1 protein-coding gene (running past one end of the window) is annotated in these 12,213 nt (G+C 71.5%); it reads left to right on the top strand.

All coding sequences use genetic code 11. The features are described from left to right. A protein-coding gene (locus VMT65_RS38395; protein WP_442790207.1) for a type I polyketide synthase crosses the window boundary here: on the top strand, positions 1-12,213 show its 3' portion. It extends 5,697 nt beyond the left edge of the window; the window shows 12,213 of its 17,910 coding nt (coding positions 5,698-17,910); its start codon lies beyond the left edge, outside the window; its stop codon occupies positions 12,211-12,213.

Here is a 12,213-nt window from a genome sequence, read left to right as displayed (position 1 = left end):
CGGCTGCGAGCCTTTGTCGCGGAGCGAACGACGCTGTCGCCCTTGGACATCGCGCACGCCCTGGAGAGGCGATCTCGGTTCTCCCATCGCGCCGTCCTGTTGGCCACGGCCGATGGGGTCTCGGAGCTCGCGCGCGGGGTCGCCGCCGACGGGCCCTCGGCCTTCCTGTTCGCCGGGCAGGGATCACAGCGCCCGGGCATGGGACGTGAACTCTACGAACGGTTCCCGGTCTTCGCCGCCGCCTTCGACGAGATCTGCGCTCGGTTCGACACCGAGCTGGAACGGCCGCTGCGTGAAGTCATCGACGGCGAGCCCGGGCTGCTCGAACAGACCGGATACACCCAGCCCGCGCTGTTCGCGCTCGAGGTCGCGCTGTACCGGCTGCTGGAATCGTGGGGCGTCACACCGGATTTCGTGGCCGGGCACTCGATCGGCGAACTGGCCGCCGCCCACGTCGCCGGGGTGCTCGACCTCGCCGACGCGTGCACGCTGGTGACCGCGCGCGGCAGGCTCATGCAACAGCTGCCCGGCGGGGGAGCGATGGTCGCGCTCCGGGCGAGTGAGGCCGAAGTCGTTGCGGTGCTGACCGATCGGGTGAGCATCGCCGCGATCAACGGACCGGAATCGGTGGTGATCGCCGGGGACGAGGACGCGGTCGAGGCGGTCGTCGCGCACTTCGCGGATCGCAAGACCACGCGTCTACGGGTGAGCCATGCCTTCCATTCGCCGCGCATGGACGCGATGCTCGAGGACTTCCGCGAGATCGTGGCCCGCCTGCGCTACGACGCACCGCGAATCCCGGTGGTGTCCACGCTGACCGGTGCGGTGGTCGAATCCTTCGACGCCGACTACTGGGTCCGCCACGTCCGCGAGACGGTTCGATTCGCCGACGCGATACAGACCCTCACCGAGTCGGGTGTGCGTGCCATGCTCGAGCTCGGTCCCGACGGAGTCCTGTCCGCCATGGCACAGGAAACCACTCGGATACCGGTCCACCCCGCGCTGCGGAAGGACCGCGACGAACACACCGCCCTGCTGACCGGGTTGGCCTGGCTGTACGTCAACGGTGTTCCGGTGCGGTGGTCGGCGCTGTACCCGGCGACCGACCCGCACCGAATCGACCTGCCCACCTATGCCTTCCAACGCCAGCGGTACTGGCCCACGCTGGCACCGGGCGATGTCGCCGCCGCCGGACTCTCCTCGCCCGAGCACCCCCTGCTGGGCGCGGTCGTGGAACCGGCCGAAGGGGACGGCGCGGTCTTCACCGCGCGGCTGTCCACCGCGACCCACCCCTGGCTGGCCGATCACGTCATCGGTGCGTCAGTGGTGTTCCCGGGCACCGGATTCCTCGAACTGGCCCTGCACGCCGGACACCTGCTCGACTGTCCCCGGGTCGCGGAACTGACCCTCGAAACCGCGCTCGTCCTGGACCCCGGTGACCAGATCCTGCTTCAGGTGCTGGTCGGGGCCGCAGACGCGGCCGGGCACCGCGCGGTGTCGGTGTATTCGGGTGCGGGTGAGCGGGAGTGGACGAGACACGCGGTCGGAACGCTGGCACCGCAACAGGATCGGACGCCAGCGCTCGACGCGCCGTCGACCTGGCCACCTGCGGCCGACGGCGCGGACGTCGACGAACTCTACGCGGGCTTCACCGAGGCCGGACTGCACTACGGCCCCGCCTTCCGCGGCCTGCGCGGAGCCTGGCGCATCGGCGCGGAGGTCCATGCGGAAGTGGCCCTGCCCGGCGGTGAGGCCACCGGTTTCGGCTTGCATCCGGCCCTGCTGGACGCGGCGCTGCACGCCAGCGCCCTGGGCGGATTCGTCGAGCGCCAGGACATCGCGCATCTGCCGTTCGTCTGGTCCGGGGTGTCGCTGTACGCGACCGAGGCCGCGGTGTTGCGCGTGATCATCGCGCCCGCCGGACGAGATGCGGTGTCGGTGCGGGCATTCGACGCCTTCGGTCGGCCCGTCGCCGATGTCGAGTCGCTGACCGTGCGGCCGGTCGACACCGGAGCGCTGCACCGCGGTCCCGCCCGCGATTCCCTGTTCCAGATCGAGTGGACGGAAGTATCGGTCCCGCAGCAGGATTCGGTGCCCGACGGCACCGTGTTCGAATGCCCCCGGACCGCGGGCGAGGTGGTCGAGTCCGTGCACCGCGCGACCCGGCTCACCCTGGACACACTCCAGAAGTGGCTCGGTGCAGACCATTCCGAGGATGCCAGGCTCCTCGTGGTGACTCGTGGCGCGATGACGACCCAGGCCGGTGAACAGGTCACCGACCTGGCACACGCCGCGGTCTGGGGTCTGGTGCGCACGGCACAGGCCGAGCATCCCGGCCGAATCGTGCTCGCCGACCTCGACGTGGCCGATCTGGACGCGGACACCGTCCGGACACTCCTGTCCGCCGGAGAACCGCAGGTGGCCTTGCGGTCCGGTGTCCTTCTCGCGCCCCGGCTGACCCGGGCGACGGGACGTGACATCCTGGTGCCGCCGGTCGGCGAGCCGTCGTGGCGGCTCGACATCGTCGGGCAGGGCACCCTCGAAAACCTGGAGTTGGTGGCCGATCCCGCCGCGCGGCAGCCGTTGGCGGCGGGGGAGGTGCGCATCGCGGTCCGCGCGGCGGGCCTGAACTTCCGCGATGTGCTCAACGCACTCGGCATGTACCCCGGCGAGGCCGGTCGGCTCGGGCTCGAGGGCTCCGGCGTCGTGATGGAAACCGGGCCCGGCGTCACCGATCTCGCGGTCGGGGATCGCGTCATGGGACTGCTGTCGGGGGCCTTCGGTCCGGTGGCGGTGGCCGATCGACGATTGCTCACCCGCCTGCCCGCGGGCTGGACCTTCGCCGAAGGCGCGGCCACCACGCTGGTGTTCCTCACCGCCTACTACGGTCTGGTCGACCTGGCCGAAGTCCGCGCGGGCACCAAGGTGCTCGTGCACGCGGCCGCGGGCGGTGTCGGCATGGCGGCGGTGCAACTCGCGTGCCACCTCGGAGCCGAAGTGTTCGGCACCGCCGGACCCGGCAAGTGGGATGCGCTGCGCGAGTTGGGGATCGAGGACTCGCATCTCGCGTCCTCGCGCACCCTCGAATTCGAGCAGCGATTCCTCGCGGCCACCGGCGGGCACGGCGTCGACGTCGTGATCGACTCGCTGGCCCGCGAATTCGTCGATGCCAGTCTGCGGCTGCTGCCCGAGGGCGGGCGATTCCTCGAGATCGGCAAGACCGATATCCGCGCCGCAGACGAAGTGGCCGCCGCGCACGCCGATGTCTCGTATCAGGCGTTCGATCTGATCGAGGCGGGCCCGCAGCGGATTCAGGAGATGCTGCTCGCGCTCGTCGAGCTGTTCGACACCGGGGCGCTGCGACCGCTGCCGATCACCACCTGGGATATCGGGCAGGCCCGCGAGGCGTTCCGGTACGTCAGCCAGGCCCGCCATGTCGGCAAGGTCGTGCTGACCGTGCCCGCCTCGCTCACCCCTGGCACGGTGCTCGTCACCGGTGGCACCGGGGTGCTCGGCGGCGCGGTCGCCCGGCACCTGGTCACCGCGCACGGGGTTCGCAGACTCGTGCTGACCGGCCGCCGCGGCATCGCACCCACCGAACTCATCGCCGAGCTCGAGCAGGCCGGAGCCGAAACGTCGGTCGTGGCTTGCGATCTCACCGATCGCGAGGCGGTGGCGGGACTGCTGGCCGCGATCCCGGACCTGACCGGAATCGTGCACGCGGCGGGCGTCGTCGAGGACACGCTGATCGAAACCATGACCCCGGAACAACTCGACGCCGTGCTCACCCCCAAGGCCGACGCGGCCTGGCACCTGCACGACCTCACCCGTCACCTGGACCTGGCCGAATTCGTGCTGTTCTCCTCCGCCGCCGGTGTTTTCGGCAATGCGGGCCAGGGCAATTACGCGGCCGCCAACGCCTTCCTCGACGCCCTGGCCCGGCAGCGGCGGGCCGCGGGCCTGCCCGGACTGGCCCTGGCCTGGGGAATGTGGGAGCAGCGCAGCGGAATCACCGCGCACCTCGGCACGGCCGACCTGGCCCGCATGGCCCGCGCGGGCAGCCGAGCCCTGCCCACGGCCGACGCGCTCGCACTGTTCGACACCGCGCGTGGCCTGGGCGAGCCCGCACTGGTTCCGGTCCGATTGGACACGGCCCGGCTCACCGGCACGGAATCACCGCTGCTGCGCGGGCTGGTCCGCACGACCGCGCGGCGCAGCGCGGGCGGGCTCGCCGCCGACGGCCCGAACCTGGCCCGTCGCCTGGGCGGCATGGCCGAGGCGCAACGGCGGCAGACGCTGCTGGAGTTGGTCACCGGGCACACCGCGACCGTGCTCGGCCACACCGGTTCCGGTGCCGTCGAACCCGACCGCGCCTTCGGCGATATGGGCTTCGACTCGCTCACCGCGGTCGAACTGCGCAACCGCCTGGCCGCCGACACCGGGCTGCGGCTGCCCGCCACCCTGGTGTTCGATCACCCGACACCACGGGCGCTGGCCGACTTCCTCGGTGTCGAATTGCTCGGGGCCGCACCGGAGCACGCGGTCGCCGCGCCCGCCGCTGTCGCGGCCGACGAACCGATCGCCATTGTCGCCATGAGCTGCCGATTCCCCGGCGGAGCCAACTCCCCCGAAGAACTGTGGCGACTGCTCGCCGACGGCGAGGACGCCATCGCGGCCTTCCCGTCCGACCGCGGCTGGACCGTCGACGCCGCGGCTGCGGGCGCGGTCGAGGGCGGATTCGTCGATGCCGCCACCGAATTCGACGCGGGCTTCTTCGGCATCTCCCCGCGCGAGGCCCTGGCCATGGACCCCCAACAGCGACTGCTGCTGGAAACCTCCTGGGAGGTCCTCGAACGCGCGGGCATCTCCCCGACGCAATTGCGCGGCAGCCGCACCGGGGTGTTCATCGGCGCCGCCGCCTCCGGGTACGGGGTCGGCGTGGACACGGCACCCGAGGGCATCGAAGGCTATCTGCTGACCGGCAATACCGGCAGCGTGATCTCCGGCCGCGTCGCCTACGTGCTGGGCCTGGAGGGCCCCGCGATGACGGTCGACACCGCCTGCTCGTCCTCACTGGTCGCCCTGCACCTGGCGTGTGAATCCCTGCGCCGGGACGAATGTTCCATGGCCCTCGCCGGCGGCGTCACCGTCATGGCGACACCGGGCATCTTCGTGGAATTCTCGCGCCAGCGCGGCGTGGCCGCCGACGGGCGCTGCAAGGCGTTCTCCGCCGCCGCCGACGGCACCGGGTGGGGCGAGGGCGTCGGAATCCTCATGCTGGAACGACTTTCCGACGCGCGCCGCAATGGGCATCAAGTGTTGGCGGTCGTGCGGGGCAGCGCCGTCAACCAGGACGGCGCGTCCAACGGCCTGACCGCGCCCAACGGACCTTCCCAACAGCGGGTCATCCGGCAGGCCCTGGCCAATGCCGGTCTGCGCGCCTCGGATATCGACGCGGTGGAGGCGCACGGCACCGGCACCGCACTGGGCGATCCCATCGAGGCACAGGCCTTGCTCGCCACCTACGGGCAGGACCGTGACCGTCCGCTGCTGCTCGGATCGATCAAATCGAATATCGGTCACACCCAGTCCGCGGCCGGTGTGGCCGGGGTGATGAAGATGGTGCTGGCGCTGCAGCACGGGATGCTGCCCAAGACGCTGCACGCGGATTCGCCCTCACCCCAGGTGGATTGGTCGGCCGGTGCGGTCGAACTGCTCACCGAGGCGACCCCGTGGCCCGAGTTCGACCGGCCGCGACGCGCCGGGGTGTCCTCCTTCGGCATCAGCGGGACCAACGTCCACACCATCCTCGAACAGGCACCGCCGCAACACGCACCGGATCGACCCGAACCGGTGCGCGACGCGGGAGTGCTGCCGTGGGTGCTGTCGGGCGGCAGCGAACAGGCGGTGTGGGCGCAGGCCGCGAAACTGCATGCGCACCTGAACCTTCGGCCCGACGCGAATGCCGCGGAGGTGGCGCTGTCGCTGGTGCGCACGCGTGCCGCCCACCCCTATCGCGCCGTCGTGCTCGGCGGCGACCGCGACGCGCTGATGAGCGGACTGCGGACCCTCGCCCAGGGCGGCGCGGCGGCACAGCTGGTCGAAGGCGTGGCGAGCCCGGTCGGCCGCATCGCCTTCGTCTTCCCGGGCCAAGGATCGCAATGGTGCGGCATGGCACTGGAATTGGCGCGCTGGTCGCCGGTGTTCGCCGAACGACTGCGCGAATGCGCCACGGCACTCTCGGAGTTCGTGGACTGGCGACTGACCGACGTGCTGGCCGACGCGGACGCGCTCGAACGCGTCGACGTGGTGCAACCGGCGCTGTGGGCGGTCATGGTGTCGTTGGCGGCGCTATGGCGTTCGTTCGGCGTCGAACCCGCCGCGGTGCTGGGTCACTCCCAGGGGGAGATCGCCGCCGCGGTGGTCGCGGGCGGTCTGTCCCTCGAGGACGGCGCCCGGGTTGTCGCCCTGCGCAGCAAGGCGATCGGCGCGCTGGCCGGACACGGCGGCATGGTGGCGGTCGCCTGCGCGGTGGACGAACTGGGCACACTCGGCGACGGACTGTCGCTGGCCGCGGTGAACGGGCCGAATTCCCTTGTCGTGTCCGGTGATCGCGAGGCACTCGACGCCCTGCTCACCCGCTGCGAGGCCGAAGGCATTCGCGCACGCCGGATTCCGGTCGACTACGCCTCGCATTCCGCACACGTGGAGGCAATCCGCGCCGAACTGGGCGAGCTGCTGGCCGACGTGCGCCCGCAGAGCTCGCCGATCCCGTTCTACTCGGCCGTCACCGGCGTGCCCCTGGACACGGCCGAGCTGGATGGCGACTACTGGTACCGGAACCTGCGCGAGACAGTGCGTTTCGAACAGGCGACCCGGGCCCTGATCGCCGACGGGCATCGCGGTTTCATCGAGACCAGCGCGCATCCCGTGCTGACGGCCGCGATCCAGGAAACCCTCGACGCCGCCGACAGCACGGCGGTCGTGGTCGGTTCCCTGCGCCGCGACGCGGGTGACGGCGAGCGGATGCTGCTGTCGCTGGCCGAGGCGTACGTGCGCGGCATCCCGGTGCGCTGGGAGGCGGTCCTGCCCGACGCCGCCCCGATCGAGCTGCCCACGTATGCGTTCCAGCGCGAACGCTACTGGCTCGAGCCCGGTTCCGGCGGCGCTGCCCGCCCGGTGCGGCAGGTCGAGGACAACGCCGCCCCGGGAGGGCCCGCGCTCGCGGCCCGACTCACCGGCAAATCCAAGGACGACCAGCTGCGCGAAGTCCTGGATCTGGTGCGCACCCACGCGGCCGCCGTGCTCGGACACGACGGACCGCAGGCGGTGGAACCCGCGCGGGCCTTCAGCGAGATCGGCTTCGATTCGGTGATGGCCGTGGACTTCCGCAACCGGCTCGCCGCCCGCACCGGACTCGAGCTTCCCGCGACCATGGTCTTCGACTACCCGACCCCGGCCGCCCTCGCCCGCTACCTGCGCGCGGAAACAGTGGGCGGAACGGTCGCGACCACAGGGACCCGCGCCGCGGCGGCAGCCGACGAACCCCTCGCCATCATCGCCATGAGCTGCCGATTCCCGGGCGGCGTCGCCTCGCCCGAGGACCTGTGGCGGCTCGTGGTGGAGGGCCGCGACGCGGTGTCGGCCTTCCCCTCCGACCGCGGCTGGGACATCGACAACCTCTACGAACCCGAACCCGGGCGCGCGACGACCTACGAGGGCGGATTCCTCTACGACGCCGGCGATTTCGATCCCGGCTTCTTCGGCATCTCCCCGCGCGAAGCCCTGTCTATGGACCCGCAGCAGCGGCTGCTGCTCGAAGTCTCCTGGGAGGCATTCGAACGCGGCGGCATCGACCCGGAGTCGTTGCGCGGCACCGAAACCGGCGTGTTCATCGGCTCCGCCTTCTCCGGCTACGGCCTCGGCGCGCCCGAGAACGCCGACGGCTACGCCCTCACCGGCACCATGTCCGCGGTCATGTCGGGCCGCCTGTCCTACGCCTACGGGCTGGAAGGCCCGGCCGTCACCATCGACACGGCCTGCTCGTCCTCGCTGGTGGCACTGCATCTCGCGGGGCAGGCCCTGCGCAATGGCGAATGCTCACTGGCGCTGGTCGGCGGCTCCCAGGTGATGGCCAATCCCGCCATGTTCATGGAGTTCAGCCGTCAGGGCGGACTCGCCGCCGACGGCCGCTGCAAGGCGTTCGCCGCGGCCGCCGACGGCGCGGGCTGGGCCGAGGGGGTGGGCGTGCTGCTGGTCGAGCGGCTGTCCGACGCCCGCCGCCACGGTCACCGGGTGCTCGCGGTCATGCGCGGCTCGGCGGTGAACCAGGACGGCGCGTCCAATGGGCTCACCGCGCCGAATGGCCCTGCCCAGCAACGGGTTATCCGGCACGCACTCGCCAATGCCGGGCTGCGTCCCGCCGATGTCGACGCCGTCGAGGCGCACGGCACCGGCACCACACTCGGCGATCCCATCGAGGCGCAGGCGCTGCTGGCGACCTACGGGCAGGATCGCGAACAGCCCCTACTGGTCGGGTCGCTGAAATCCAATATCGGGCACGCCCAGACGGCGGCCGGGGTCGCCGGTGTCATCAAGACGGTGCTGGCACTCCAACACGGGGTACTGCCCAAGACACTGCACGTGGACGCGCCCACACCGCATGTGGATTGGTCGGCGGGCAAGGTCGAGGTGCTGACCGAGAACCGCGAGTGGCCGCAGGTCGCGCGACCGCGTCGAGCCGGGGTGTCGGCATTCGGCGTGAGCGGCACCAATGCGCATGTGATCCTGGAACAGGCTGCGCAGCAGGTGGATTCACCGGAGCCGACCCAGCCTATCGAGGCGGTGCCGTGGGTTGTCACCGCCCGGACCCGGCAGGCTCTACGTGCCCAGGCCGGGCGACTGCTCGCCATGGCGGCCGACGCCGACCCCGTCGACCTCGGATATTCGTTGGCCACCACCAGAACCCACCATCCCCACCGTGCCGTCGTGGTCGGCGGCGACCGTGCGGAGCTGGTGGCCGGGCTGACCGCGCTCGCCGCAGGCGATGCCGCGGCGAGCATCGTGGACGGTGTGGCCGTCGAACGCGGCAAGGTGGCGTTCGTGTTCCCGGGCCAGGGTTCCCAATGGCCCGGCATGGCCTTGGAATTGGCGCGAAGCTCGACGGTGTTCGCCGCACGTCTCGACGAATGCGCCACGGCCCTGGCCGAATTCACGGACTGGTCGCTGCTCGACGCGCTGGCCGATGCCGCGATGCTGGAGCGGGTCGATGTCGTGCAGCCCGCGCTGTGGGCGGTCATGGTGTCGCTGGCGGAGCTGTGGCGGTGCCACGGCGTCGAACCGGCCGCGGTCGTGGGGCATTCGCAAGGTGAGATCGCCGCCGCCGTCGTCGCCGGTGGGCTGACGCTGACCGACGGCGCGCGCGTGGTCGCCCTGCGCAGCAAGGCCCTGCTCGCATTGGCCGGACGCGGCGGCATGATGTCGGTGTCGCTGTCGGCCGCGGACATTCGCGACCGGCTGGGGGACAGGTTGTCATTGGCGGCGGTCAACGGCCCGAATGCCGTGGTCGTGTCCGGTGATCCGGACGCCCTCGACGCCCTGTTCACGCGCTGCGAGGCCGAAGGCATTCGGGCACGGCGGATTCCGGTCGACTACGCGTCGCATTCCGCGCACGTGGAGGCTATTCGCGCCGAACTGGCCGAGCTGCTCGAACCGGTACGCCCGCGTTCGTGCGAGATCCCGTACTACTCGGCGGTCACCGGACAGCGCCTGGACACCACGGAACTCGACGGCGACTACTGGTACCGGAACCTGCGCGAAACCGTCCACTTCGAACAGGCCACCCGGGCGCTGCTCGCCGACGGATTCGACGTGTTCGTCGAGTCGACCCCGCATCCGGTGCTGACGGTGCCGGTGCAGGAGACGGCCGAGCAGGCGCTGGTCGTCGGCTCACTGCGGCGCGACGACGGCGGACCGCGACGGTTCCTCACCTCGCTGGGGGAGCTGTTCGCCAACGGGGTCGCGGTGCGCTGGGAGACCGTGTTCCCCGGCGGGCGGCCGGTCGACCTGCCGACGTATCCGTTCCAGCGGCAACGGTTCTGGCTGACCCCGACCCCCGTGGAAGCCGTCGCCGAGGACGCGGAATTCTGGGCCGCCATCGAACAGGGCGATCCCGACGCGCTCGCGGCGACACTGCGGGTCGACGCCGATCGCCCCCTGTCGGAGGTGCTGCCCGCACTGTCGGCCTGGCGGCGCGGCCGCCGCGACCGCGCCACCATCGACTCCTGGCGCTACCGGATCACCTGGAAACCACTGTCGCAGCGGCCGACTCCGGTTTTGACGGGCACCTGGCTGGTGGTCGGCCCGCCCGGCGGCATCGCGGGTGTGCGCACGAAGGCCGTGATCACCATGCTCGAGGAACACGGCGCGGAGGTCATCGAACTGCTGACCTCCGAGAGCGAGCGCGGCCCGCTCGCCGACCGCCTGCGTCGGCTGCCGGCGCTGACCGGGGTGATATCGACCTCCGCGTTCGACGAGCGTGCCAGCGTCGAATACCCGGCGGTGCCACGGGGTTTGGCCACCACCTTCAGCCTCGTTCAAGCCCTGCTGGACGCGGGCGTGACCGCCCCGGTGTGGCTGCTCACCAGTGACGCGGTCGCGGTCACCGGCTCCGATCCGCTGGCCGCCCCGATCCAGGCCCAGACCTGGGGCTTCGGTCGCATTCTCGCCCTGGAACACCCCGAGCTGTGGGGTGGTCTGATCGATCTGCCCGCCGAACTCGACGCCGCCGCGGCCTCGAATGTGGTTGCGCTGCTGTCCGGTTGGGACGACGAGGATCAGGCGGCGGTGCGCGCGGCCGGAACCTTCGGGCGGCGGATGGTGCGCGCTCCGCTCGGCGACGCACCCGCGGCCCGGGAGTGGAAGCCGCGCGGCACCGTGCTCATCACCGGCGGCACCGGTGCGCTCGGCGCACAGGCCGCCCGTTGGCTGGCTCGCGGCGGAGCCGAGCACCTGGTGCTGGCGGGCCGACGCGGGCCCGACGCACCCGGCGCGGCGGAACTGGCCGACGAATTGCGGGCGCTCGGAGTCGAGGTCACCCTGGCGGCCTGCGATGTCGCCGACCGCGACGCCCTGGCCGCGGTGCTCGAGAAATACCCCGTCACGGCCGTCGTGCACGCGGCCGGATACGGTGAGACCGCGCCCATCGCGGAGACGAACCTGGCCGAATTCGCCGCGATCACGGCGGCGAAATCGTTGGGGGCGGCCAATCTCGACGCCCTGATCGCGCCCGGCACACTCGACGCGCTGGTGTTCTACTCCTCGAACGCGGGCGTATGGGGTGCCTGGGGACAGGCGGCCTACGCCGCCTCGAACGCCTACCTCGACGCGGTCGCCGCCGAGCGGCGCGCCCGCGGTGAGGTGGCGACCTCGATCGCCTGGGGCTCCTGGCACGGTGATGGCATGGCCGAGGGTGAGGTGGGGGAGCGGCTGGTGCGGCGCGGGGTGCTGCCCATGGCGCCCGAGCTCGCGCTCACCGCGCTGGGACAGGCGCTCGACCACGACGAGACCTTCGTCGCGGTCGCCGAGATCGATTGGGAGCGTTTCGTTCCCGCGTTCACCCTGGCCCGGCGTCGTCCACTGCTGGACGAACTGCCCGAGGTCCGGCGGATTCTCGACGCGTCCGACACGGACACCGAACCCGACGTGGACGCCGCGGGCGGACTGCGGGAACGGTTGGCGGGCCTGCCGGACGCCGCGCGCGACCACGAGCTCACCGAACTGGTCCGCACCCAGGTCGCGGCCGTGCTCGGGCACCACGGCACCGAGGAGATCGAAGCCGGGCGCGCCTTCCGGGACCTGGGCTTCGATTCGCTCACCGCGGTCGAACTCCGCAACCGCCTGACCCGGGCGACCGGACTGCGACTGCCCGCGACCCTGGTGTTCGAGTACCCGACGCCCGCCGCGCTGTCGGGCTACCTGCGCGGCGAACTGCTGCCCGAGGCGTCCGACGATTCCGAGGAGGCGCGGCTGCGCCGGGCGCTGAATTCGGTTCCGGTGGAACGGTTCCGGCAGGCCGGACTGCTGGAGGCGGTGCTGCGGCTCGCCGAACCGGCCGCCCCGGCGACTCCCGCGCCGACCGCCCCCGACCGGCGCGAAGCGATCAAGACCATGGACGTGGCGGAGCTGATCCGCATGGCTCGCGACAAGGACTGA

It is taken from the genome of Nocardia sp. CDC153 (assembly GCF_035818515.1).
Classification (GTDB): domain Bacteria; phylum Actinomycetota; class Actinomycetes; order Mycobacteriales; family Mycobacteriaceae; genus Nocardia.
Note: the sequence above shows the minus strand (reverse complement) of the source record. Positions and strands in the feature narration are given on the sequence as shown.